Origin of the sequence: Pseudomonas frigoris, assembly GCF_047758635.1 — a bacterium.
In the GTDB taxonomy this organism is placed as follows: Bacteria; Pseudomonadota; Gammaproteobacteria; order Pseudomonadales; family Pseudomonadaceae; genus Aquipseudomonas; species Aquipseudomonas frigoris.
This window is the reverse complement of record NZ_CP180479.1, coordinates 3,211,900-3,236,902: the sequence shown is the minus strand read 5'-3', so window position 1 is coordinate 3,236,902 and position 25,003 is coordinate 3,211,900. Positions and strand designations below refer to the sequence as shown.

Sequence of the window (25,003 nt, the reverse complement as noted above, 5' to 3'; positions counted from 1 at the left end):
GTCCATCAAAGATCGAACCGGTCCACGGCCCGACGCCGTTCGTTGTCATCGCGCACATCGTAGTTGGCCGTGGTCTGGATGTTGCTGTGGTGGGCGAGTTTCTGGGCGATCGACAAGTCGTACTCCTCAATCACTCGGGTAATGAACGAACGTCGAAAATCATGCGGCATGATTTTCACCCCGACCTGCGCGCCCCGCTGTCTGGCGATGTAATAGATCGCATGTTTGGTGATGCGCTCGCGGGTGATGTGACTGCCGCGGCGGATGCGATTGAACAGGAACGAATCGTCCACTTCACCCTCCTTCAGTAGCGAGCGCCGCAGTTCCAGCCAGTCATTGAGTTTGGCGAACGCCCAGGCCGGAGCGTACTTGATCAATTGCTTATTGCCCTTGGCGGTCACACGAAGGCTGCGCTCGGTGAAATCGACCTGGTTCAGGTCCAGGTTCACCGATTCCGATTTGCGCATGCCCGAGCCATACAAAATCCCGATGATCGCTGCATCCCTCAACCCCTGTGGCCGAGGATCGGCGGCGCAGACCGCCATCAATTCCTGGATCAGCGTGCGCCTGAGGTTTCGCCCCTGAGACAATCGCGTGCCGGCAATCCCCTTCACCGAACGCATTTTCAGCAAGTGTTCCTGACTGATCAGGCTCATGCGCCACGCCTCGTTCATCACCCCGCGCACCGCGTTGACGTACAGCGAAGAGGTGTTCGGCGCGTAGCCGTCGGTGCGCAAGGTGGCCACCAGTGCAATGACATCTTCGGGTTGCAGGTTGTGCCAGGGAATCTCCTCGACGTTCATGTCTTCGAAGCCCAACCGGTCAGCGGCGTCCTGCAAAACATAACGCATGGTCAGTTGGCTGGAGGGTGCCAGACGCGCCAGATACAGGGTCAACGGATTGGTCTTTGAGGGAGTTGAGTCGGTAGCGGGTAAGTCGATCAAACGAAACGGCCTTCAGTGGAAACAGTTCATTAAACAACTAAGGATTGAAACACCCTTCCTGTAAAGCAGGACACTTCTGTAGGAACTTTCTACTGGAAAACTCGATGAGCGGCAGAATTCTGAACCGTGGCTGTATGGCCTCCAGATAAACGATTCGCCGACCGGTTTTTCATATTCCTTTCACAAAATCGGGAATAACCTCAATGAGTCCGGCCTGTCTCTTTGCGAGGGACCAACCTGCCGACCATGGCAGAAAATGTCAACCTATCTAAATCGTCAGGTATTTCGAGTAACCAATTGATGCAGCTTTTGTTTTTAGCGTCTACGCTTGCAATGGATCCAATTTTTTTTTAGCCTCACCGGCTATTCACTCTTCAGCCCCGAGGTGCCCATGAGTCAGGCTTTTCTCCCCTTCTCCCGCCCCAGTATCGGCGATGAAGAAATTGCCGCCGTAGAGCAAGTATTGCGCTCCGGCTGGATCACTACCGGGCCGAAAAACCAGGAACTGGAAGAGCAATTCGCCAATTACGTGGGGTGCCGTCATGCCGTGGCACTGTCCTCGGCCACCGGCGGGATGCACATCACTTTACTGGCATTGGGAATTGGTCCGGGCGATGAAGTCATTACGCCGTCGCAGACTTGGGTGTCCACCGCCAACATGATCTGCCTGTTGGGCGCGACACCGGTGTTCGTCGACGTTGATCGCGACACGCTGATGAGTGACCTGGCCAGCATCGAAGCAGCGATCACGCCGCGCACCAAAGCCATCATTCCGGTGCATTACGCCGGTGCCGCGTTCGATCTCGATCCGCTTTATGCGCTGGCCGACAAACACGGCATCCCCGTTATCGAAGACGCCGCTCACGCCGCAGGCACCTTCTACAAAGGTCGTCACGTCGGCGCGAAAGGCACGGCAATCTTCTCGTTCCACGCGATCAAGAACATGACCTGCGCCGAGGGCGCCATGTTTGTCAGTGACGATGAAGCCCTGGCCAGTCGTGTGCGCATGCTCAAGTTCCATGGCCTCGGTGTCGATGCCTATGACCGCCTGAGCCACGGCCGCAAACCTCAGGCTCAGGTCATGGAGCCCGGCTTCAAGTACAACCTGGCCGACATCAATGCCGCCATCGCCTTGGTGCAGCTGAAGCGACTGGACGAAATCAACGCCAAACGCACGGAGCTGGCCGGTACTTATTTGCAGCGACTGGAAGGTTTGCCGGTGCAACCCCTGGCCCTTCCAGCCTATGCGCAGCAGCACGCCTGGCACCTGTTCATCCTGCGTATCGACACCGAGCGCTGCGGGCTGGACCGTGAAGCGTTCATGAAGGCCCTGCAAGCGCAGAACATCGGCACCGGTATTCACTTCATCGCCACTCACCTCCACACCTACTACCGCCAGCGCTTCCCCAACATCTATCTGCCCAACACAGAATGGAACTCGGCACGGCTGTGCTCGATTCCGTTATTCCCCGACATGACCACCGATGACGTCGATCGTGTGGTCGGTGCCATTGAAAACGTTTTGGACGCAAGCCTGTGAAACCTTACCCGATCCATTGCGTGTCGATCGTCATCCCGGTCTACAACGAGCAAGACAGCCTGCCCGAGTTGCTCCGGCGTACTGAAGCGGCGTGTCAGCAATTACGCCACAAATACGAAATTGTGCTGGTCGACGACGGCAGTCGGGACGAATCGGCGCAAATATTGGAACAGGCAGCATCGCTCAAAGGCAGCCCGTTCGTAGCGGTCATTCTCAACCGCAACTACGGCCAGCACGCGGCAATCATGGCCGGTTTCGAGCAGTCTAAAGGCGATGTGGTCATCACTCTCGACGCCGACCTGCAAAACCCTCCCGAGGAGATTCCGCGGTTAGTGGCTCAGGCCGAGCTGGGTTATGACGTGGTCGCCACCGTGCGCAACAACCGTCAGGACTCGGCGTTACGGCGCTGGCCGTCGAAGCTGATCAACCTGGCCGTGCAGCGCTCCACCGGCGTTGCCATGACCGACTATGGCTGCATGCTCCGCGCTTACCGGCGAACCATTGTCGATGCCATGCTCGCCTGCCGTGAACGCAGCACCTTCATCCCGATCCTCGCCAACAGCTTCGCCCGGCACACCACGGAAATTCTCGTGCCCCACGCCGAGCGCGAACACGGGGTATCGAAGTACAGCCCCATGCGCCTGATCAATCTGATGTTCGACCTGATCACCTGCATGACCACCACGCCCCTGCGTTTGCTGAGCATCGTCGGCTTCGGCATGGCGGCCCTCGGCGTGCTGTTCGCCATTACGCTGATCGTGCTGCGCCTGGCCTTCGGCGCCCATTGGGCCGGCGACGGGACATTCGTGCTGTTCGCCGTGCTGTTCATTTTCACCGGTGGCCAGTTCATCGGCATGGGCCTGTTGGGCGAGTACCTGGGTCGCATGTATGGCGACGTTCGCGCCCGCCCCCGGTTCTTTATTGAAAAAGTGCTGCGTAACCAACCCGCTGCCCCCGCTCCCGTTGTCACCGTTGACGGTCTCACCTCCATTTCTTCAGATCAGGTTCACTCATGAGTGCAAAAGCTGTTGTCTTCGCCTATCACGATATTGGCTGTGCCGGCATCGAATCCCTGCTCAACTCGGGCTTTGATATTGCCGCGGTGTTTACTCATCCTGATGATCCCAAGGAAAACGCGTTCTACGGCTCCGTTGCGCAACTGTGCGCACGCAAGGGCATCCCGGTGCACGCCCCGGAAGATGCCAATCACCCGTTGTGGATCGAGCGCATCAGCAAGCTCAACCCGGATTACCTGTTCTCGTTCTACTACCGCAACCTGTTGAGCGAACCGCTGTTGGCCACCGCCAGCAAAGGCGCCTTCAACCTGCACGGTTCGTTGTTGCCGCGCTACCGTGGTCGTGCGCCGGCCAACTGGGTGCTGGTCAACGGTGAAACCGAAACCGGCGTGACCCTACACCGCATGGTCAAACGGGCCGATGCCGGCGCAATCCTCGCCCAGAAAACGGTGGCGATCGAGCGCAGCGACACGGCGCTGAGCCTGCACGAAAAACTGCGTCTGGCCGCTAGCGACTTGCTGCGTGACACGCTACCGGCATTGCTTCAAGGCAAAGTCAACGAAACCCCACAGGACGAATCCAAAGCCACGGTGTTTGGCCGGCGCACGCCAGCCGACGGCAAACTGGTCTGGAACAAACCGGCGGAAGAACTGTTCAATCTGGTTCGCGCCGTCACCCAGCCTTACCCGGGCGCCTTCTGCGCCGTGGGCGAGCACAAGCTGATTGTCTGGAACGCAGAAGTCGCCCAAGGCAATGAAGGTCAGGCACCGGGGCGCGTCATCAGTGTCGACCCACTGCGCATCGCCTGCGGCGAAGACTCCCTGGTAATCACCGCCGGCCAGCGTAACGACAACGGTTTGTACCTCAGTGGCCCGCAATTGGCCAACGAACTGGGTCTGGTGGACGGTTCCGTGCTGCGTGGCGCCGAGTCCGGTCGCGCCCCGCGTCGCACTCGCGTGCTGATCCTCGGCGTCAACGGCTTCATCGGCAATCACCTGTCCGAGCGCCTGCTGCGCGACGACCGATACGAGGTGTATGGCCTGGACATCGGCTCGGACGCCATCGAACGCCTGCGCAGTCACCCAAATTTCCACTTCGTCGAAGGCGACATCAGCATCCACTCCGAGTGGATCGAATACCACATCAAGAAGTGCGACGTGATCCTGCCACTGGTGGCGATCGCCACGCCGATCGAGTACACCCGCAACCCGCTGCGCGTATTCGAGCTGGACTTTGAAGAGAACCTGAAACTGGTTCGCTACTGCGTCAAATACAACAAACGCGTGATCTTCCCGTCGACCTCCGAAGTGTATGGCATGTGCCAGGACCAGAACTTCGACGAAGACACCTCCAACCTCATCGTCGGTCCGATCAACAAACAGCGCTGGATCTACTCGATCTCCAAGCAACTGCTCGACCGGGTGATCTGGGCCTACGGCCAGAAAGGCCTGAACTTCACGTTGTTCCGTCCCTTCAACTGGATGGGCCCACGCCTCGATCGCCTGGACTCGGCGCGTATCGGCAGTTCCCGCGCGATCACCCAGTTGATCCTCAACCTGGTGGAAGGCACGCCGATTCGTCTGTTCGATGGCGGTGAGCAAAAACGCTGCTTCACCGACATTGCCGATGGCGTGGAAGCGCTCGCGCGGATCATCGACAACGACAACGATGCCTGCAACGGCCAGATCATCAACATCGGCAACCCGGACAACGAAGCCAGCATCCGCCAGTTGGGCGAAGAGCTGTTGCGTCAGTTCGAAGCGCACCCGTTGCGCGACAACTTCCCGCCGTTCGCCGGGTTCCGCGATGTCGAAAGCAAAGCGTTCTACGGCACCGGTTATCAGGACGTGTCGCACCGCAAACCAAGCATCGCCAATGCCAAACGTCTGCTTGACTGGACCCCGACGGTTGAAATGAGCGAGACCATCGGCAATACGCTGGACTTCTTCTTGCGCGAGGCCATGCTCGAAATCGCGGACAAGCGCTGATGCGGGCAGGTCTGCGGATTGATGTCGACACTTACCGAGGCACCCGTGAGGGGGTGCCGCGGCTGCTGGAAATCCTCGATGAAGCGCAGGTCAAGGCGACGTTTTTCTTCAGTGTCGGGCCGGACAATATGGGGCGTCATTTATGGCGCCTGATCCGCCCGCAATTTCTCTGGAAAATGCTCCGTTCCAACGCGGCAGGCCTGTACGGCTGGGACATCTTGCTGGCCGGCACCGCGTGGCCCGGCAAACCGATCGGCCGTGATCTTGGGCATTTGATGCGTCAAACCATTGCAGCCGGGCATGAAGTCGGGCTGCACGCCTGGGATCATCACGGCTGGCAGGCCAATGCCGGGCGCTGGAGTGACAAGCAGCTGATCGAGCACCTTCGTCGGGGTGTCGACACCCTCGCCGACATCCTCGGGCAAAACGTCGAATGCTCGGCGTCCGCCGGGTGGCGGGCAGACGAGCGCGTGATCGAGGCCAAGCAGGCGTTCAGCTTTCGCTACAACAGCGATTGCCGGGGCCAGAGCCTGTTCCAGCCGAGATTGTCCAATGGTGGTTTGGGTGCGCCGCAGATTCCGGTGGACCTGCCGACCTTCGATGAGGTGGTCGGCCCCAGCGTGGCGGCCAAGGACTTCAACGCCTTTATTCTTGATTGCTTCAGCCCCGAAAAACTCAACGTCTACACGATCCATGCCGAAGTAGAAGGGATTCTGATGGCCCACGATTTTCGTCAACTGCTGGCCGATGCGCGCCAGCGAAACATCCATTTTCAACCCTTGGGCGATCTGCTGCCCGAGGCCCCCGACACCTTGCCGGTTGGCCGGGTACTACGCGGCACCCTCGAAGGACGCGAAGGCTGGTTGGGAGTGCAAGGTGTATGAGCCAGCGTTGGGCATTGCCGTTGTTGCTGGCCATCTTCGCTCTGGCGTATCTGCTGCCGCTGGGCAGCCATGGCTTATGGATTCCCGACGAAACCCGCTACGCCCAGATCAGCCAGGACATGCTCCTGAGCGGCAACTGGGTGTCGCCGCATTTCATGAGCCTGCGCTATTTCGAAAAACCGGTGGCCGGTTACTGGATGATCGCCGCCAGCCAAGCGTTGTTTGGCGACAACCTGTTCGGCGTGCGGTTTGCTTCCGCGATGAGCACCGGGTTGAGTGTGTTGCTGTGCTACCTGATCGCCCGTCGGCTCTGGAACGAACCACGCAAGAGTTTTGCCTGCGCGCTCTTGTACATGAGTCTCACCGTCATCGCTGGCGCCGCGGGCTACGCCAACCTCGATCCGCAATTCACGTTCTGGGTCAATTTGAGCCTGGTTGCCTTGTGGTTTGCCCTGGACAGCGTCAGCCGTGGCCAGCGCCTGATCGGTTGGGCGGTGTTGGGCCTGGCCTGCGGCATGGGGTTCATGACCAAGGGCTTTCTCGCCTGGCTGCTGCCGGTGCTGATCGCCCTGCCCTGGATGATCTGGCAAAAACGCTGGCGTGAACTGCTGATCTACGGTCCGCTGGCGATTGTCGTGGCCATCGCCGTCAGCTTGCCGTGGGTCTTGGCGGTGCACGCGCAGGAGCCCGATTACTGGCGGTTCTTCTTCTGGCACGAACACATTCGCCGCTTCGCCGGCGATGACGCCCAGCATGATGCGCCGTGGTGGTTCTATTTGCCGTTGCTGGTGGCGTTCAGTCTGCCGTGGGTGGCGTTGCTGCCGTCGGCGCTGAAACAGGCGTGGGACACACGACGCCAGGCCAACATCGCTTTCCTGCTGCTGTGGCTGCTGATGCCGCTGATTTTTTTCAGCCTCAGCAAAGGCAAATTGCCCAGCTACATCCTGCCGTGCCTGCTGCCGCTGGCGTTGCTGCTGGGCCACGCACTGGTGGACCGCTTGAAGCTTGAGCAAGGCCGGGTACTGGGCATCAATGGTCTGCTGAACCTGCTGCTGGGCCTGACGATCCTGGTGGCCCTGGTCTACCTGCAACTGAAAAAACCGCTCTACAACCATGAACTGCACAACCTGGTGCTGGTGTTCATCGGTCTGACCGGCTGGATCATGGCCAACCTGCTGCAAGCCTTCAGACCTTTGCAATGCTGGGCGGCGCCAGCCTTCGGCAGTCTGCTGCTGATCGGCCTGTTGCCGGCCGGGATGCCCGAGTCGGTGGTCGCCAACAAGATGCCCGATCAATTCATCCTCGAGCATGCCCAGGAGCTCGGCCAGACCGACCAGTTGCTGAGCAACGACCTCGGCGCCGCCGGGGCGTTGGCCTGGCGCCTGAAACGCCCGGACGTGGCGTTGTACAACACGATAGGCGAATTGAAATATGGCCTCGCCTATCCTGACGGCGCACAGCAGCAAGTCGACCCGCACCAGGTTCAAACGTGGATGCGCGACGCCCGCCAGAGCGGTTCGGTCGGCGTGGTCATGCGCATCAAGGGTGACGACGAACTGCGCGAAATCGAACTGCTGCCCAAGGATGGCAAGCGTTATGAACAAGGCAACATTGTGATTCTGATTTTTCCTCAGGAGGCGTCATGAGCCTGTTACTGCTCTTGGCCGCCTGCCTGCTGACCTGTCTGGGCCAGATCGCCCAGAAATACGCTGTGGAAAGCTGGCGCGACAAGGCGTCGGGCTGGAGCGAGAAACTGCGTTCGCCGTGGTTGTGGCTGGCGCTTGCCTCTCTGGGATTGGGCTTGCTGGTGTGGCTGCTGGTGTTGCAGCGCCTCGAAGTCGGCATTGCCTACCCGATGCTGAGCCTCAATTTCGTACTGATCACCCTGGTCGCCCGCTTCGTTTTCCACGAAACCATCGACCGTCGCCACTGGTTGGGTGTGGCGCTGGTGATCGGTGGCGTGGTGCTGCTGGGGCAACACACATGAACCTGCGTCGCGGAATTACCTTCGCGCTGGGCAGCGTGTTGCTGGTCAGTGCCGCGCAATTAGGCATGCGCTGGAGCATGAGTCGCCTGCCGCCGCCCGAGCACTGGTTCACCACCAGCATCGATCTGTCCGCTGTCGCCGTGGTGCTGGTCGCCATTTTCGCTTACGCCCTGTCGATGCTCAGCTGGCTTGCCGCCCTGCGGGATTTACCGCTGGGCCGGGCTTATTCGCTGCTGAGCATCAGCTACGCGCTGGTGTACCTGCTGGCCGCCAGCCTGCCGCTGTTCAACGAAGCATTCAGCCTTTCAAAAACCATCGGGGTGGCCTTGGTCATCCTCGGTGTCATTACCATTAACTCTCGGCCTGCTCGCGCGCGCGAACTCAGGAGTGCCCCATGAAAATCAGTGTATTTGGTAGCGGTTACGTTGGTCTGGTGCAAGCCGCCGTCCTGGCAGAAGTTGGCCACGACGTGGTCTGCATGGACATTGACGAGAAGAAAATCGAGCTGTTGCAACAAGGCCACGTGAGCATTTTCGAACCGGGGCTGGCCAGCCTGGTGCGCGAAGGCCTGGACGCCAAACGTCTACAGTTCACCACCGACGAAAAACTCGCCGTGCAGCATGGTCAGGTGTTGTTTATCGCGGTCGGCACACCGTCCCGGGACGACGGTTCGGCGGATCTGAGTTATGTGCTGTCGGTGGGAGAAGCCGTGGCGCGTCATCGTGAACAACCGGTGATTCTGGTGGAGAAATCCACGGTACCGGTGGGCACGGGTGACACCTTGCGCGCGCATATCGACAAGTGCCTGATCAAGGTCGGCCGCTTGCTGCAGTTCGATATCGTCTCCAACCCGGAATTTTTGAAAGAAGGCTCGGCCGTGGCCGATTGTCGGCGCCCGGACCGGATCATCATCGGCTGCGAACGCGATGAAGTGCGTGACGTGATGCGTGACCTCTACGCGCCCTTCAACCGCAACCATGACCGGGTCATGTTCATGGACCTGCGCAGCGCCGAGCTGACCAAGTACGCCGCCAACTGCATGCTGGCGACCAAGATCAGCTTCATCAACCAGATCGCCGAACTGGCCGAACACCTGGGCGCCGACATCGAATCGGTGCGCCTGGGCATCGGCGCCGATTCGCGCATTGGCTATCACTTCATCTACCCCGGTTGCGGTTATGGCGGCTCGTGCTTTCCCAAGGACATGCGCGCGCTGATCCACAGTGCTGAAGAGGCGCATTGCTCCAGCGATCTGCTGCAAGCGGTGGAAGCGATCAACCAGCGTCAGAAGCACAAGCTGTTCGAACGCATCAACGCGTTCTACAAGGGCGATTTGCGCGGCAGGACCTTTGCCGTGTGGGGCCTGGCATTCAAACCGAACACCGACGACATGCGCGATGCACCGAGTCGGGTGCTGCTGGAATCGCTGTGGGCCGCCGGGGCCAACGTCCGCGCGTTCGACCCGGAAGCCATGCAGGAAACCCAGCAACTGTATCCCGATGAACCCAAGTTGATGCTCATGGGCACACCGGAATCGGTATTGTCCGGCGCTGACGCGTTGATCATCTGCACCGAATGGCAGCAGTTCAAGGCCCCGGATTTCAGCCTGATCCAGCAGCGGCTTAACGCACCGGTGATCTTCGACGGACGCAACCTCTACGACGCCGATCGCCTCGCTCGCGCCGGCTTCAAGTACTTCCCGATGGGTCGCGGTGAATCGCGCAATCTGCCGATTCCGCATCAGCAGTGGCCCGCTGCTTCGGTCATCGCTTGATTTCGATATCACCCGGTATCCGCCGACAGTCTCTAGGCATAGGGCTGTTGGCGCTGCTGCTGTTCAGCGCCGGGGTGTATCAACAGACAGCGATTGGCTTCGATTCGCGTTTTGTGCTGTTCGCTCAGGAAATGTTGCGCCACGGGCCGTCCTTTTTTCCGACTACCTATGGCCAGCCGTATGCGGACTATTCGGCGCTTTCGACGCTTTTCACCTGGCTGCTGTCGCTGCCGTTCGGGCAGGTCAACAGTTTGACTGCCTGGTTGCCGAGCGCCATAGCCGGGGCGGTGATCGTCACGTTGATGTACCGGCTACTGGCGCCCTACTCCCAGCGCTGGGCGTTGCTGAGCATCGCCCTGATGACACTGACCAACACCTTTGTCACCGAAACCCGTGCCGTGTCCCTGGATCTGATGCTCGCGGCGGTGGCTTTTTCAGTGTTCTACCTGGGTTATGCCGTCGATCATTTCGCCGCAAAGCGGCGATGGTGGCTGATCGTTGCCATGTTGCTGCTGGGCTTCGGGATTCGCGGACCGATCGGGCTGGTGATTCCCACGGGCATGCTGTGCAGCTATTTCTTGCTCAATCGACAATGGCGGAAATTTTTTGGTTTTGGCCTGATGGCGTCGGTGCTGCTGGCCGTGTGCGTTGGCGTGCTGCTGTGGCTGGCGGAAACCATCGGCGGCCCGGACTTCATGCACGACGTGGTGCGCATGCAGTTCATGGGGCGCATGGACGGTAGCGAAGGCGTCAGCGGTTCGCTGTATTACTTCACCGGCTCGGTGGGCAACTATGCGCTCGCGTATCCGTTGGCGTTGCTGGTACTGGCCGCCGTCTGGCTGACAACGCCTCGGCAGGCGGGTCCTGCGTTGCGCCTGTTGCAGTACTGCACGGCCGCCGGCCTGATCGTGATGGTCGGGCTCTCGATCCCCCAGGCAAAAAAGGCCCGCTACCTGCTGCCGATGTTGCCCATGGCGGCGATCATTGCGGCGTATCCGTTTCAGGTGGCGCAAGGTCGGGTATTCGAGTGGTTGCGGGGGTTGATGCAAGGGCTGTGGCTAGTGGTCCCTGCCCTGTTGATTGGCGGACTGCTGGTCGCCCAGCGACGGTTTCCCGATGAACTAACAACGCTGACTTCGATACTGATCATTCTCGGTGTGCTGCAAGTCATTGCCTTGGCGGTGCTTGTACGACCGCACTGGCGGGCGCAAACACTTGCCTTTTGCGCAGTCCTGGCGCTGTGGTCGGTCTACATTCTGGTATTCGAACCGGTCGAACGCCGACTCTACGATACCCGGACCTTCAGCCGTGCGGCATTTGCGCTCGTACAAAAAGACCCGGCACCGCTGGTGTTGCATGTCATGGGTAAAGACGCCAAGGCGATCAAGTTCATGGTCAACATCGAGCAGGACTTACAGCCGGTTTTCACCGAATCGACCCAAGAACTGGAAAACCTTCAGGGGCCGCATTGGCTGATGATGGATGAAAACGACTACCGCGCCCTGCAGGGCACGCCGTTGGGTGCGTTGCCGCCCCTTTTGAGCGGCCGTTTCGATAAAAACGATTACGTGTTGCTGCATTCCACCTTGTAACGCGTTACACCCGCAGATTCGCTCTCGTCCTACCGAACACCCGGAAACGCCCTACATATACTCGGAAACATTTTCAATAAGGTGCCGCATCGACAAAAGGAGCGGCACCTACATGGCTAATCACGGTTACATGACCATCACAGGAAAGACTCAAGGACTGATATCGGCGGGTTGTTCAACTCAAGACTCTATCGGCAACAAATGTCAAACAGCACATACCGATGAAATCATCGGTGCTGTCTTACAGTCACAACATGTCCAATATAGGAAACATCAATAAGCCTACACACCGCCCGCTCGTCATCACAAAAAATGTCGACAAATCATCTCCATTGCTCGCGCAAGCGCTATCTAGCAGAGAGGGAATTAGCTGTGCGATAAGTTTCTACCGGATTTCTTCGTACGGTCTTCAGGAGAAATTCTTCAGCATTGAAATTGAAGGCGGCATTATTGCCGACCTGACACTTGATATGCCCCATGTGGTTTTACAAAACGACGCCGCCCCCCAGGAGCATGTCGCTATTCGTTATCGTGAAATCACGTGGAGACACCACCTCGCAGGAACCAGCGGGTACGCTTCATGGGGAAATAACGAATGGGAGGATTAAATAGTCGCTGCGAGTCAAGTAGTTGTGACTATTGGGCGGTTAGTAAGGCGGCGGGCAATTTGACCAATCAGGCCTGCACGTTGGGCGCACGACATATAAATGACGGGGCGTTGCGTCTGCAATTCAATCGCGAAGTGTCTTACTACGCGAGAAGTATTGTTAATGATGTAGCTCAGGGACGTAAAAGTGCTGAGCAGGGTCTAAAGGAGATCAAGAACGAACAGAGTAGTTTGCTGAGTCAGTCGTGGGAAGTAGCCCAAAAAGGCGCGGGCGCTATTGCTGGGGGGATGCAAATATTGACAGGTGCGGGGATTTGCTATGGCTCCGCGGGTACTTTGTGCCTTTTCCTTGGTGGACCGATGATGCTCCATCGTGCGAATAATGTTTATGAAAATGGGCGTAGCCTTTTGGAGGACCGCACTGATACGGAGGGGCCGACCCGCAAGGTTTATCAAGCGATAGCTAAGGTTGTTGGACAGACTGAAAGAGAGGGCAATATTGCGTATGGGTCGTTGGATATTGGGATGTCCGTGTATGGACTTACTCGAACTGTACTAAAACCGGATGCTTGGCGATTGTTTAGATATATCAAAACGGACTACGTCCGCGCATACAAAACCATCGCACCTCAAACACTTATACTAGAAGGACAGATTACCCTTCAGACAGGAAAGCAAGTATATGAAGAGATGGAAAAATGATTGTTTGGCTTTTTCCATTAATAGCAGCCTGCTCCGTTAGCGCAGCCTATTTTTTAAAAATACGCTTGTCCGGTGAAGATTTAAATCACACAAAGCTTTATTTCGGCCTTGCATTCAACGCCCTATTCGCCGTGCCTTATATAGATATTGTTCAATCTAATAACTTTCCATTTCTCGGTTATCGCCCGGACATAATTTCGGAGCATCCGTTTATTGGCCGGATTGCATTCATATGTATTTTTTTTCACTCATTTGTATGCCCTATGAAGTGGAAAATCAAATGTTGACTCTCGAAAAAATACTCGCTGCAGCGACAATGTATTTATTTATTATTGCCTGCTCCTGCTTTCATACAGCCTGGATCTCACTATTAATATTTTATTTTTTCGAGATGGACGTTTTAACGGCAAGAATAGTGGTAGTTATGTGCTTTGTTGTTGTGTCAGGTTTCGGTTTGAAAATTATTCCAAAAAAGCTTCTAAAACTTGACGGAGAATAAAGTCTTTTACTCCCATTAGCCCTTCAACCTACCACCCTCAAATCAATCCTCAGCGCCTGGACAAACGCCTTCACCAATGGGCTACGCACAGTGTTATGACGCAAATCAAATAGAACGGCGTGTCGAAGTGAATCGACGCCGGGCGCAGGGCCGCAGTTGCCCTGGGGTTTACATTCTGGTGTTCGATCCGGTTGAACGTCGCCTCTACGGCACCCAAACCTTCAGCCGTGCGGCGTTCGCTTTGGTCCAGAAAGACCCTGCGCCTCTGGTGCTGCACGCCATGGGTAAAGACGCCAAGGCGATCAAGTTCATGCGTGGTTGATGATGGATGAAAACGACTACCGCGCCCTGCAGGGCACGCCGTTGGGTGCGTTGCCGCCCCTTTTGAGCGGCCGTTTCGACAAAAACGATTACGTCCTGCTGCACCTCAATCCCCTGTAGGAGCTGCCGAAGGCTGCGATCTTTTGATTTTGATCTTCAACAATAGCTGAGGCGCTAAAAGAATAAGATCAAAAGATCGCAGCCTTCGGCAGCTCCTACATGAACCGTGATTAACATGATGATTACCTTGCGCCGTGCCCGATCTATCGACGCCACTGCCCTCCCCGCTATCGAACGTTCGGCGGCCGAGTTGTTTCGCTGCGACCCTTCGCTGGCCTGGCTTGCCGATGCGCAGGTGACCGATGCCGAACAACATCGCCGGGCAATCGAGACGGATGAGGGGATCAGGCGCAAGAACTGCTTGACCAGTTGTGGCGGTTGGATGAGCTGGAATCGGCTAGGGCTCTGGATCGGTGGCTGACTTGAACATTGCGTTGCCTGATCCGGCCTCTTCGCGAGCAAGTCGAGTCGTCGCACCGCCGCTCCCACATTTGGAATGCATTCCCCTGTGGGAGCGGGCTTGCTCGCGAATGGTAGCGACTCGGTTTTACGTCGAACACTGCAGAATCTAAATAAGGATATTTGCCCCACCGTGGCCACTTACTCACTCGTTATCCGCCGGTTGATGATCGTTTCGCTGACCATCGTCGTCAGCCGCGCCATCACCAGCCCGCTGCTGACGTTGTTCCTGAGCAACAAACTCGGCCTCAACCAACAGGATGTTGGCTTGCTGCTGGGCATCGCGGTGTTTATCGCCACCCTGCTCGCGCTCTACGGCGGTTACATCATCGACCGCCTCGAGAAGCGCCGGCTGCTGATCCTCGCGATGCTCTCCAGCGCCATCGGCTTTGTGCTGCTGACCTTCGCCGAAAACCTCTACCTGACCACCGCCACCCTGGTGATCACCGAAACCGCCTCGGCGCTGTTCCTGATCGGCTCGAAGGCGATCCTCAGCGAAAACCTGCCCATGGGCCAGCGCGCCAAGGCGTTTTCCCTGCGCTACACCTTGACCAACATCGGCTACGCCACCGGCCCGATGCTGGGCGTGGTGATTGCCGGCGTGTACCCGATTGCAACGTTCCTGATCGCCGGTGGCATCGCGTTCTTCAGTATTTTCCTGATGATCGGGATACCGAAGGACTCGGCCCAGGCACCCGCGATTGGCCAGCCCGCGAGTTTTCTCAAGACGCTGGTCACCCTGAAAAACGACCGCACGCTGATCATGTTCACCTGCGGCTGCCTGCTCAGTACCGTGGTCCACGGCCGTTTCACCTTGTACCTGTCGCAATATCTGCTGGTAACCCATGACTCCAAACGGGCACTGGAAACCATGGCCGCCCTGCTCGCCTGCAATGCGATCAGCGTGATCCTGCTGCAATACCAGATCGGCCGTTTCCTCAAGCGCGAACAATTGCGTTACTAGATCGCGGGCGGTACCAGCCTGTTCATCGTCGGGTTGATCGGTTTCAGCCTGGCTGACAGCCTGGTGTCGTGGTGCGTGGCAATGTTCATCTTCACCTTCGGTGAAATGATCATTTACCCCGCCGAATTCCTCTTCGTCGACACCCTGGCCCCGGAAGAACTGCGCGGTAGTTATTACGGCGCGCAAAACCTCGCGGCCCTCGGCGGTGCCCTGAGCCCGGTGATTTGCGGTTTCCTGCTGATGCACACCCCCGCGCCAACGATGTTTTATGCCCTGAGCGCGCTGACCGCCATGGGCGGTTTCCTGTGTTTCATGAGCGGTCGCCGGGTGGCATTACAGCAAAATTAATGCACTAAAACTGCATTAATATGAATTTGTCAGCATCAGGAATGAACGGCACACTGTGCCCGTTCCTCCCCCAATAGTTGGAACAACTTCAAGGGCTTTCTGGGTATCCCAGCTAAGCCTTTTTTTTGCCTCGGTTTTTTTCAACGGATCGTCTGCCTCATGTTTGCTCGCTGGTTTCCCGCCGCCATCAACACTCGCCCCTCCGAATGGAGCCGCGCCGCGATCGGCATGTCCTTGGGCACGATGTTCAGCGTCTGGCTCTGCAGCCAGGTATTCGGCATGCAAGTGGCGCAGCACCTGATCGGTCCCCTGGGTGCATCGGCCGTGTTGCTGTTCGCAGTGTCCTCCGGCGCCCTCGCCCAGCCCTGGTCGATTCTTGGCGGCTACCTCAGCGCCGGGGTGGTTTCGCTGCTGGTCGCTCACGTGCTCGGACGAACCCTCGGCAGCGCTTGCCTGGCGGCCGGCATGGCGCTGATTCTGATGTGCTGGTTGCGTTGCCTGCACCCACCGGCCGGGGCGCTGGCACTGCTTTTAGTGTTGGCAGACCCGGCGACCATTGCCCTGGACTGGAAAGCCCTCGGCCCGGTCATGCTCAGCGGATCGACCATGCTGCTCAGCGCCCTGGCCTACAACAACCTGACGCGCATTGGTTACCCAAAACGCGCCGTCGAGCCTGCGCCAATGATGCCGTCGGCGGACAGCCAGGCGATCACCGCCCAGGACCTTAAACGGGCCCTGGCGGACATGGAAGCCTTCTTCGACGTCACCCCCGAAGACCTCGAACAGCTGATCCACGCGAGCGAACTGCATGCCAGACGCCGCAGCATTGGGGATGTGTTTTCCAATAAGGGTTGAAGATCTTTTGATTCTGCCTTATCGCAAAAACGCAAACTAACCCTGCACATATGCTGGTTGTACATCACAAATTTGCACTGTTACGATCCAGCATCGCTCGCGCGCGAGCTTCTCTATAAAGAACAATAAAAGCAGGGAGTTAGTGATGACTGCTCAGGTTTCATCGAAGGGGACTTCGTCCATGGATGCCACGCAAAACGAAGTGCTGGCCGAGGTTCGCAACCACATCGGTCACCTGACCCTCAATCGCCCCGGCGGCCTCAACGCCATTACCCTGGACATGGTGCGCAACCTGCAGCGTCAGCTCGACGCCTGGGCGCTCGATCCGTACGTACACGCGGTGGTCTTGCGCGGTGCTGGCGAGAAGGCTTTCTGTGCCGGCGGCGATATTCGCTCGCTGTACGACAGCTTCAAAAACGGCGACACGCTGCACGAAGATTTCTTCGTCGAGGAATACGCCCTCGACCTCGCAATTCACCATTACCGCAAACCTGTGCTCGCCTTGATGGATGGTTTTGTCCTGGGCGGCGGCATGGGCCTGGTGCAAGGCGCCGACTTGCGAGTGGTCACCGAGAAAAGCCGCCTGGCGATGCCGGAAGTGGCGATCGGTTATTTCCCGGATGTCGGTGGCAGCCATTTCCTGCCGCGCGTTCCCGGTGAACTGGGTATTTACCTCGGCGTCAGCGGCGTGCAGATCCGTGCGGCCGATGCGCTCTATTGCGGCCTGGCCGACTGGTACCTGGAAAGCGACAAGTTGAGCACTCTGGACGAGCAACTCGATCAACTCGAATGGCCCGAAACACCGTTGAAGGACCTTCAAGGTCTGCTGGCGAAACTCGCCGTGCAACAACTGCCGGCACCACCTTTGGCGGCGTTGCGCCCGGCCATCGATCACTTCTTCGCCCTGCCCGATGTGCCGAGTATTGTTGAGCAACTGCGTGAAGTAACGGTCGCCGACAGCCACGAGTGGGCCACGACCACCGCCGACCTGCTGGAGAGCCGTTCACCGCTGGCCATGGGCGTGACCCTGGAAATGCTCCGTCGCGGCCGGCACTTGAGTCTGGAAGACTGCTTCGCCCTTGAGCTGCACCTGGACCGTCAGTGGTTCGAGCGCGGCGACCTGATCGAAGGCGTGCGCGCCTTGCTGATCGACAAAGACAAGAAACCGCGCTGGAACCCGCCGACCTTGCAGGCGCTGGACGCCGAGCACGTCGCGAGTTTCTTCACGGGTTTTGACCAAAGCGGGAGCTGAGCCATGCACGATATCGAATTGAGCGAAGAGCAAGTCATGATCCGCGATATGGCCCGGGACTTCGCCCGCGGCGAAATCGCCCCCCACGCCCAGGCCTGGGAAAAGGCCGGCTGGATCGATGACGGTCTGGTGGCGAAGATGGGTGAGCTGGGTCTGCTGGGCATGGTGGTGCCCGAGGAATGGGGCGGCACCTATGTCGATTACGTCGCTTACGCCTTGGCCGTGGAAGAGATTTCGGCCGGCGACGGCGCCACTGGCGCACTCATGAGCATTCACAACTCCGTGGGCTGCGGTCCGGTCCTCAACTACGGCACTGAAGAACAGAAACAGACCTGGCTGCCGGATCTGGCCAGCGGTCAGGCGATCGGCTGCTTCTGCCTGACCGAACCCCAGGCCGGCTCCGAAGCCCACAACCTGCGCACCCGCGCCGAACTGCGCGACGGCCAGTGGGTGATCAACGGCGCCAAGCAATTCGTCAGCAATGGCAAACGGGCGAAACTGGCCATCGTGTTTGCGGTGACCGATCCGGATCTGGGCAAGCGCGGCATCTCGGCGTTTCTGGTGCCGACCGATACAGCGGGTTTCATCGTTGATCGCACCGAGCACAAGATGGGTATTCGCGCGTCCGATACCTGCGCGGTGACCCTGAGCAACTGCACGATTCCGGAAGCCAACCTGTTGGGTGAGCGCGGCAAAGGACTGGCGATTGCCCTGTCGAACCTCGAAGGCGGCCGCATCGGCATCGCGGCGCAGGCGTTGGGCATTGCCCGCGCGGCGTTTGAAGCGGCGCTGGCCTACTCGCGGGATCGGGTTCAGTTCAACAAGCCGATCATCGAGCACCAGAGCATCGCCAACATGCTGGCCGATATGCACACCCGGTTGAACGCGGCACGACTGCTGATCTTGCATGCTGCGCGGTTGCGCAGTGCCGGCAAACCGTGTCTGTCGGAGGCTTCACAGGCCAAATTGTTTGCTTCGGAGATGGCCGAGAAAGTGTGTTCGTCGGCGATGCAGATTCATGGCGGGTATGGGTATCTGGAGGATTATCCGGTGGAGCGTTATTACCGGGATGCGCGGATTACGCAGATTTATGAAGGGTCGAGCGAGATACAGCGGATGGTGATTGCTCGGGAGCTGAAGCACTACCTGGTGTGATGCCCCAAAAGCATCGTCGGATCGCCGCCCGGAGACAAGCTCGCTCCCACAGGGTTCTCTGGTATACACAAGATCTGTGCGCACTGGAGATCCACTGTGGGAGCGAGCTTGCTCGTGATAGCGTCAGCGAAAACGCCGCATTACTTACCTTGGAACTCAGCCTCACGCTTGGCAATAAACGCCGCCATCCCTTCCTTCTGATCCTGCGTCGCAAACGCCGCATGGAACACCCGGCGCTCAAAGCGCACACCTTCCGACAGGCTCACTTCAAACGCGCGGTTGACGCTTTCCTTGATCATCATTGCAATCGGCAACGACTTCTTGGCAATCAGCGCCGCGACTTTCAACGCTTCTTCCAGCAACTCATCGGCCGGAACAATCCGCGCCACGATACCGCAACGCTCCGCTTCCACCGCATCGATCAGTCGACCGCTGAGGCACATTTCCATGGCCTTGGCCTTGCCCACTGCGCGGGTCAGGCGCTGGGTGCCGCCCATGCCCGGCAGTACGCCGAGGTTGATTTCCGGCTGACCGAACTTGGCGTTGTCGCCGGCCAGGATGAAGTCGCACATCAGCGCCAGTTCACAACCACCGCCCAAGGCGAAACCGTTGACGGCGGCAATGATCGGCTTGCGGCGGTTAGCCACGCGATCGCTGTCGCTGAACAGGTCGTCGAGGTAGATCTGCGGGTAGGTCAGCTCAGCCATTTCCTTGATGTCGGCACCGGCCGCGAAGGCCTTTTTCGAGCCGGTCAGCACGATGCAGCCGATGTTCGAATCGGCTTCCAGGCCATCGAGAGCGTGGTTCAGCTCGCTGACGATCTGCGCGTTCAACGCATTCAGCGCTTGGGGACGGTTCAGGGTAATCAGGCCGACGCGACCGTGGGTTTCCAACAAAATTGTTTCGTAGCTCATATATGACTCCTGATAAACACTCGATCCCCCGGAGCTGCCGCAGGCTGCGATCTTTTGATCTCGATCTTCGGTGATTTCAAGATCGCTGAAGATCGCAGCCTGCGGCAGCTCCTACCGGGGGTTCATTCTTAGAGACTTCGTGAAATAACCATGCGCTGAATATCGCTGGTGCCTTCGTAGATCTGGCAGACCCGCACGTCGCGGTAGATCCGCTCCAGCGGGAAATCGTTCAAGTAACCGTAACCGCCGAGGGTTTGCAACGCCGAGGAACAGACTTTCTCGGCCATTTCCGAGGCGAACAGTTTGGCCATGGACGCTTCGACCAAGGCCGGTTTACCGCTGTCTCTTAACGCCGCCGCGTAATGCACCATTTGCCGAGCGACGGCGATTTGGGTTGCCATGTCCGCCAGGCGGAACGCGACCGCTTGATGCTCGATGATCGGTTTGCCGAAGCTTTCACGCTCGCGGGCGTAGTCGCGGGCTGCTTCGAACGCAGCGCGGGCCATGCCCACCGATTGCGAAGCGATGCCGACACGACCGCCTTCGAGGTTGGCCAGGGCGATTCGATAACCTTCGCCCTCCTCGCCCAACCGGTTGGCCACCGGCACTTTCACGTCCTCAAACAGAATCTGGCAGGTGTCGGACGCGTGCTGGCCGAGCTTGTCTTCGACCCGTGCAACTTTGTAACCCGGCGAATCGGTCGGCACGATCAGCGCCGTGATGCCACGCTTGCCGGCACTCGGATCAGTCACGGCGAACACGATCACCACCCCGGCGTTCTGCCCGGAGGTGATGAACTGCTTGCAGCCGTTCAACACGTAGTGATCGCCTTCCAGACGGGCACGGGTTTTCAGGCCACTGGCGTCGGAACCGGCCTGCGGTTCGGTGAGGGCAAAAGCCCCGAGCATCGAGCCGCTGGCCAACGGTTTGAGGAAGCGTTCTTTCTGGTCGTCGTTGCCGTACTTGAGAATCGGCACGCAACCCACCGAGTTGTGCACGCTCATGATGGTCGAGCAGGCGCCATCGCCGGCAGCAATTTCTTCCAGGGCCATGGCGTAGGCCAGGTAACCGGTGTCGCAACCGCCCCACTCTTCCGGCACCAACATGCCGAAGAAGCCCAGTTCCGCCATCTCGCCGATGGCTTCCTTGGGGAAGCGATGCTCGCGGTCCCACTCGGCGGCGAACGGTTTCAGCCGTTCCTGGGCAAACTGCCGGGCCGCGTCGCTGATCTGAAGTTGTTCGTCATTGGGAATCATGCCAAATCCTTAAAAATTGAGCCTATCGCACAAAATACCTGGTTGAAACGCTGGACCTGTGGGAGCGGGCTTGCTCGCGAAAGCGGTGTGTCATTCAACATTGATGTCGACTGACACGGCCTCTTCGCGAGCAAGCCCGCTCCCACATGGGGATAGCGTCAGTTTCAATACAGGCATTCAACGGCCATGGCCGTGGCTTCACCGCCGCCGATGCAGATCGCTGCAACGCCGCGTTTCAGGCCTTTCTGGCGCAGGGCCGAGAGCAAGGTCACAAGGATCCGCGCACCAGACGCACCGATCGGGTGGCCGAGGGCGCAAGCGCCGCCGTGAACGTTGATCTTCTCGTGGGGGATTTCCAGTTTGGTCATGGTGACCAGACTGACCACGGCGAAGGCTTCGTTGACTTCGACCAGATCGACTTCGTCCAGCGACCAGCCGGTTTTTTTCATCAGCTTCTCGATCGCGCCCACCGGTGCCACCGGGAACAGGCCCGGGGTGTCGGCAAACGCCGCGTGACCGTGAATCACTGCCAGCGGTTTCAGGCCGCGCTTTTGAGCTTCGGAACGGCGCATCATCACCAGTGCCGCAGCGCCATCGGAGATCGAGCTGGAGTTCGCCGCCGTCACCGTGCCGCCTTCGCGGAACGCCGGTTTCAAGGAAGCGATCTTGTCCAGTTTGGCTTTCGGTGGTTGTTCGTCGTTGCTGATCAGCACCTGCTCTTTACCGACAGTCACGGTGACCGGCACGATCTCGTCTTTGAAGCTGCCGTCCTTGATCGCCTGCTGCGCGCGGGTGGTCGAGGCAATGGCAAACGCGTCCTGAGCTTCACGGGTGAAACCGTTGGTTTCCGCGCAATCTTCGGCGTAGGTGCCCATCAGGCGACCTTTGTCGTAAGCGTCTTCCAGCCCGTCGAGGAACATGTGATCAAGCACGCGACCGTGGCCCATGCGGTAACCGCTGCGGGCGCGGTCCAGCAGATACGGCGCGTTGGACATGCTTTCCATACCGCCAGCGACAACCACGTCGGCGCTGCCGGCCACCAGCATGTCGTGAGCCAGAATGGCCGCTTCCATGCCCGAACCGCACATTTTGTTCAGGGTGGTGCAGCGGGTCGATTTATCCAGCCCGGCGCCCAATGCAGCTTGACGCGCAGGGGCTTGGCCGAGGCCGGCGGACAGGACGCAACCGAACAGCACTTCTTCAACCGAGTCTGGCGCCACACCGGCGCGTTCAACGGCGGCGCGAATTGCGGCAGCACCGAGTTGCGGTGCGGTCAGGCTTTTCAGTTCGCCTTGGAAACCGCCCATCGGGGTGCGGACGGCGCTGACGATAACGATTGGATCGTTGGAAGTAGTCATGACAAATCCTCCTTATTTGGCGGCCATGCGCAAGGCGCCGTCGAGACGGATCACCTCGCCATTGAGCATGCTGTTTTCAATGATATGCCTGACCAGCCCGGCATACTCGCCTGGTTTACCCAGACGCGGTGGAAACGGCACGCCAGCTGCCAGGGACGCACGGACTTCCGGGGTCATGCCGGCCATCATCGGGGTTTCGAAAATGCCCGGGGCGATGGTCATCACGCGGATGCCGAAGCGCGCCAGTTCACGGGCGGCGGGCAAGGTCAGGCTGACGATTGCGCCCTTGGAGGCGGCATACGCGGCTTGGCCGATCTGGCCATCATAGGCTGCGGCCGAGGCGGTGTTGATGATCACGCCGCGCTCGCCATCGGCATCCGCTTCGGTTTCGGCGATTGCCGCAGCCGCCAGGCGCAGCATGTTGAAACTGCCGATCAGGTTGACGTTGATCACCTGGCTGAAATTGGCCAGCACGTGGGGGCCGTTCTTGCCGAGGATCTTCTCACCGCGCACGATGCCGGCGCAGTTGACCAGACCATTCAGGCCACCGAAAGCTTTGACCGTCGCCTGCACAGCAGCTTCCGCCGCGGCTTCGTTGCTGATATCCGCCACCACGCTTTGTGCGCCGAGACGTTCAGCCTGGGCCGCAACGGCCTCGGCGTTCATGTCCACCAGCATCACTTTGGCGCCCGCCGCGACGAGCATTTCAGCAGTGGCCGCACCGAGGCCGGACGCACCGCCGGTGACGAGAAAAACCTTGTTTTCGATCTGCATCATTGTTTCCTTGGATTCAAGCTGAAACGTTCTTCGCGGCGGCCTCTTGAGCCTTGGCGATTTCCTGGTTGCGCAAGATAAAGCGCTGCAATTTGCCGCTAGGGGTTTTCGGCAATTCGCTGACAAATTCAATTTCACGGGGGTACGAGTGCGCGGCCAGTCGTTTGCGCACGTGTTGGCGCAGCTCTTCGGCCAGCTCCGGCGCAGCACGGTATTGCGGGCTGAGCACGACAAAGGCTTTGACCAGTTCGGTGCGCTCCGGATCGGGTTTGCCGACCACGGCCGCTTCGACCACGGCCGGGTGTTCGATCAACGCGCTTTCCACGTCGAACGGACCGACGCGATAACCGGAGGTGGTGATCACGTCGTCGCTGCGACCGACGAAGCTGATGCTGCCGTCCGGGTTCCACTCGACGGTGTCGCCGCTCAGGTAATAGTTGCCGACGAAGGCCTTGGTCGGTGCGCCTTCGTAACCGGCGAACCAGCACATCGGCGATTGGGTGCGATCGATGGCCAGAATGCCCGGCTGACCGACGCCGAGTTCTTTGTACTCGTCATCCAGCACCACGATGCGGTGGCCCGGCGAAGCGAAACCGGCGGCGCCCATGTGGATCGGATGCTCCAGGCCGTGGTGATTGCACAGGACCATGCCCAGTTCGGTCTGGCCGTAATGATCGTGAATGACCACGCCGAGGTTGTCGGCGAACCAGCGAATCACTTCCGGGTTCAGCGGCTCGCCGGCGCTGCTGACGATGCGCAGCTTGCCCTTGATCGAGCGGGCGAACTCGTCGCCACCCGCGATCAACAGGCGATAGGCCGTCGGCGAGCCGGTGAGGTTGGTGATCCCGTATTTGTTGATCACCCGGCAGGTGCTTTCGAGGGTGAACGGACCATCGTAAAAGGTGATCGGATGCCCCATGGCCATCGGCCCGGTAACACCGAAATAGATGCCATAGGCCCAACCCGGATCGGCGACGTTCCAGAAGGCGTCTTCAGGGCGCAAGTCCACGGCGTCACGGGTGTAGCTCTGGAAGGCGACGATGGCCTTGAGCGGAACGGACAGCGCTTTCGACGGACCGGTGGTGCCCGACGTGAACATCAGCAGAAACGGGTCTTCTCCGGTCAGCAGGACCGGTTCGCACTCAGCAGAATAATTCGCTAGTTCGGCCCAGAAGCTGTAATCGCCGCGGACAACGCCTTGGCCTTTTGGACCGGCGACGGTGACGATGGTCGGGCAGTCGGCGACTTCAGTGAGTTTGGAACGATTGCCCGCGTCGGTGACCACCACTTTGGCGCCAGAGCAGCTGAGGCGATGCTCGATGGCTTTCGGGCCGAATGCCGTGAACAGCGGCTGGTAGACCGCGCCGATGCGCCAGGTGGCGAATACGGTGATCAAAAGTTCGATGTTACGTGGCAGGAGACCGGCAACCTTGTCGCCTTTTTTCACGCCTTGGCCCAGTAGGAAATTGGCTAAACGCGCAGCTTTGTCCTGCAAGTCGCTGAAGGTGTAGGTCGCGCTGGCGCCATCGCGACCTTCCCAGAACAGCGCGATGCGCCCCGGCAAGGCATGCCGGTCGCAACACTCGACACAGGCGTTGAGGGCAGTCAAATCGCCGTCGAGCGCGGCGTCGACGGTGTGCTGATAATTGAACTGTGAGGTAGCAGACAAATAATCGCGCATTGCCAGAATCCCTTTGTATTTTTATTAGGTCGGGGGAACCGTAATTAACAGGGAAATACTCGCTCTGCGCGGG

The 25,003-nt window shown here is 59.0% G+C and carries 19 protein-coding genes and 5 pseudogenes; 17 read left to right on the top strand and 7 right to left on the bottom strand.

Translation table 11 applies throughout. The features are described from left to right. Nucleotides 1-5 precede the first annotated feature (5 nt). Nucleotides 6-944 carry a site-specific integrase gene (locus ACMXYH_RS14810; RefSeq protein ID WP_371928194.1) on the bottom strand — a complete coding sequence of 313 codons (939 nt, stop codon included), beginning with the start codon at nucleotides 942-944 and terminating at the stop codon, nucleotides 6-8. A 391-nt stretch (nucleotides 945-1,335) separates the two neighbouring features. On the opposite strand from ACMXYH_RS14810, the gene arnB reads away from it, so the two are divergent. The 11 genes and pseudogenes from arnB to ACMXYH_RS14755 all read left to right on the top strand — a co-directional run bounded on the left by arnB (nucleotide 1,336) and on the right by ACMXYH_RS14755 (nucleotide 13,034). Next, complete coding sequence (gene arnB, locus ACMXYH_RS14805) at nucleotides 1,336-2,484, top strand: UDP-4-amino-4-deoxy-L-arabinose aminotransferase (protein WP_415767533.1); 1,149 nt, start codon at nucleotides 1,336-1,338, stop codon at nucleotides 2,482-2,484. Then, nucleotides 2,481-3,500: an undecaprenyl-phosphate 4-deoxy-4-formamido-L-arabinose transferase gene (gene arnC / locus ACMXYH_RS14800; protein WP_129443969.1), complete on the top strand. Its 1,020-nt coding sequence runs from the start codon at nucleotides 2,481-2,483 to the stop codon at nucleotides 3,498-3,500. Before arnB ends, arnC begins: the two co-directional genes overlap by 4 nt. After that, the gene (arnA, locus tag ACMXYH_RS14795) at nucleotides 3,497-5,488 is read left to right on the top strand and encodes a bifunctional UDP-4-amino-4-deoxy-L-arabinose formyltransferase/UDP-glucuronic acid oxidase ArnA (RefSeq protein ID WP_415767532.1); all 1,992 of its coding nucleotides are present in this window, start codon (nucleotides 3,497-3,499) and stop codon (nucleotides 5,486-5,488) included. Before arnC ends, arnA begins: the two co-directional genes overlap by 4 nt. Further along, on the top strand, nucleotides 5,488-6,372 hold the full coding sequence (arnD, locus tag ACMXYH_RS14790) for a 4-deoxy-4-formamido-L-arabinose-phosphoundecaprenol deformylase (protein ID WP_129443965.1): 885 nt from the start codon (nucleotides 5,488-5,490) through the stop codon (nucleotides 6,370-6,372). Before arnA ends, arnD begins: the two co-directional genes overlap by 1 nt. Beyond that, on the top strand, nucleotides 6,369-8,018 hold the full coding sequence (gene arnT / locus ACMXYH_RS14785; protein ID WP_415767531.1) for a lipid IV(A) 4-amino-4-deoxy-L-arabinosyltransferase: 1,650 nt from the start codon (nucleotides 6,369-6,371) through the stop codon (nucleotides 8,016-8,018). The genes arnD and arnT overlap by 4 nt, the downstream gene beginning before the upstream one ends. After that, on the top strand, nucleotides 8,015-8,359 hold the full coding sequence (arnE, locus tag ACMXYH_RS14780; RefSeq protein ID WP_415767530.1) for a 4-amino-4-deoxy-L-arabinose-phosphoundecaprenol flippase subunit ArnE: 345 nt from the start codon (nucleotides 8,015-8,017) through the stop codon (nucleotides 8,357-8,359). Before arnT ends, arnE begins: the two co-directional genes overlap by 4 nt. Further along, nucleotides 8,356-8,757, top strand: coding sequence for a 4-amino-4-deoxy-L-arabinose-phosphoundecaprenol flippase subunit ArnF (gene arnF, locus ACMXYH_RS14775; RefSeq protein ID WP_415767529.1), 402 nt, complete (start codon nucleotides 8,356-8,358; stop codon nucleotides 8,755-8,757). Before arnE ends, arnF begins: the two co-directional genes overlap by 4 nt. Next, nucleotides 8,754-10,133 (top strand): UDP-glucose dehydrogenase family protein, encoded by a 1,380-nt coding sequence (locus tag ACMXYH_RS14770; protein ID WP_129443957.1) that lies wholly within the window; start codon nucleotides 8,754-8,756, stop codon nucleotides 10,131-10,133. Before arnF ends, ACMXYH_RS14770 begins: the two co-directional genes overlap by 4 nt. After that, complete coding sequence (locus ACMXYH_RS14765) at nucleotides 10,130-11,725, top strand: ArnT family glycosyltransferase (protein ID WP_415767528.1); 1,596 nt, start codon at nucleotides 10,130-10,132, stop codon at nucleotides 11,723-11,725. The genes ACMXYH_RS14770 and ACMXYH_RS14765 overlap by 4 nt, the downstream gene beginning before the upstream one ends. A 112-nt stretch (nucleotides 11,726-11,837) precedes the next feature. Next, nucleotides 11,838-12,333 (top strand): annotated as a pseudogene (locus tag ACMXYH_RS14760) (Hcp family type VI secretion system effector). After that, the gene (locus tag ACMXYH_RS14755) at nucleotides 12,321-13,034 is read left to right on the top strand and encodes a DUF4225 domain-containing protein (protein WP_415767527.1); all 714 of its coding nucleotides are present in this window, start codon (nucleotides 12,321-12,323) and stop codon (nucleotides 13,032-13,034) included. The pseudogene ACMXYH_RS14760 and the gene ACMXYH_RS14755 overlap by 13 nt, the downstream one beginning before the upstream one ends. A 522-nt stretch (nucleotides 13,035-13,556) precedes the next feature. Here ACMXYH_RS14755 and ACMXYH_RS14750 read toward each other — a convergent pair. Beyond that, a pseudogene (locus tag ACMXYH_RS14750) lies at nucleotides 13,557-13,684 on the bottom strand (LysR family transcriptional regulator); the annotation flags it as partial. Nucleotides 13,685-13,699: 15 nt separating this feature from the next. Between ACMXYH_RS14750 and ACMXYH_RS14745 the strand changes: the two are divergent. The 6 genes and pseudogenes from ACMXYH_RS14745 to ACMXYH_RS14720 form a co-directional block, all read left to right on the top strand. Beyond that, nucleotides 13,700-13,974 (top strand): annotated as a pseudogene (locus ACMXYH_RS14745) (glycosyltransferase); the annotation flags it as partial. A gap of 115 nt (nucleotides 13,975-14,089) precedes the next feature. Next, nucleotides 14,090-14,242: pseudogene (locus tag ACMXYH_RS14740) on the top strand (GNAT family N-acetyltransferase); the annotation flags it as partial. 264 nt (nucleotides 14,243-14,506) lie between these two features. Then, nucleotides 14,507-15,685, top strand: a pseudogene (locus tag ACMXYH_RS14735) (MFS transporter). 159 nt (nucleotides 15,686-15,844) lie between these two features. Next, entirely contained in the window at nucleotides 15,845-16,540 is a 696-nt protein-coding gene (locus ACMXYH_RS14730) for an HPP family protein (protein ID WP_415767526.1), read from the top strand. A 145-nt stretch (nucleotides 16,541-16,685) separates the two neighbouring features. Continuing rightward, on the top strand, nucleotides 16,686-17,792 hold the full coding sequence (locus tag ACMXYH_RS14725) for an enoyl-CoA hydratase/isomerase family protein (protein WP_415767525.1): 1,107 nt from the start codon (nucleotides 16,686-16,688) through the stop codon (nucleotides 17,790-17,792). 3 nt (nucleotides 17,793-17,795) lie between these two features. After that, nucleotides 17,796-18,947, top strand: coding sequence for an acyl-CoA dehydrogenase family protein (locus ACMXYH_RS14720; protein WP_129443945.1), 1,152 nt, complete (start codon nucleotides 17,796-17,798; stop codon nucleotides 18,945-18,947). Nucleotides 18,948-19,087: 140 nt separating this feature from the next. On the opposite strand, the gene ACMXYH_RS14715 is transcribed toward ACMXYH_RS14720, so the two are convergent. The 5 genes from ACMXYH_RS14715 to ACMXYH_RS14695 all read right to left on the bottom strand — a co-directional run bounded on the left by ACMXYH_RS14715 (nucleotide 19,088) and on the right by ACMXYH_RS14695 (nucleotide 24,930). Beyond that, a complete protein-coding gene (locus tag ACMXYH_RS14715) occupies nucleotides 19,088-19,861 on the bottom strand; it encodes an enoyl-CoA hydratase (RefSeq protein ID WP_123361197.1) in 774 nt (257 codons plus the stop codon). A gap of 128 nt (nucleotides 19,862-19,989) precedes the next feature. Next, nucleotides 19,990-21,117: an acyl-CoA dehydrogenase gene (locus ACMXYH_RS14710; protein ID WP_415767524.1), complete on the bottom strand. Its 1,128-nt coding sequence runs from the start codon at nucleotides 21,115-21,117 to the stop codon at nucleotides 19,990-19,992. Between the two features lie 164 nt (nucleotides 21,118-21,281). After that, complete coding sequence (locus ACMXYH_RS14705; protein WP_415767523.1) at nucleotides 21,282-22,475, bottom strand: acetyl-CoA C-acyltransferase; 1,194 nt, start codon at nucleotides 22,473-22,475, stop codon at nucleotides 21,282-21,284. Between the two features lie 12 nt (nucleotides 22,476-22,487). Beyond that, nucleotides 22,488-23,249, bottom strand: coding sequence for an SDR family NAD(P)-dependent oxidoreductase (locus ACMXYH_RS14700; protein WP_033054749.1), 762 nt, complete (start codon nucleotides 23,247-23,249; stop codon nucleotides 22,488-22,490). A 16-nt stretch (nucleotides 23,250-23,265) separates the two neighbouring features. Next, nucleotides 23,266-24,930 (bottom strand): AMP-binding protein, encoded by a 1,665-nt coding sequence (locus ACMXYH_RS14695; protein WP_415767521.1) that lies wholly within the window; start codon nucleotides 24,928-24,930, stop codon nucleotides 23,266-23,268. Nucleotides 24,931-25,003 lie beyond the last annotated feature (73 nt).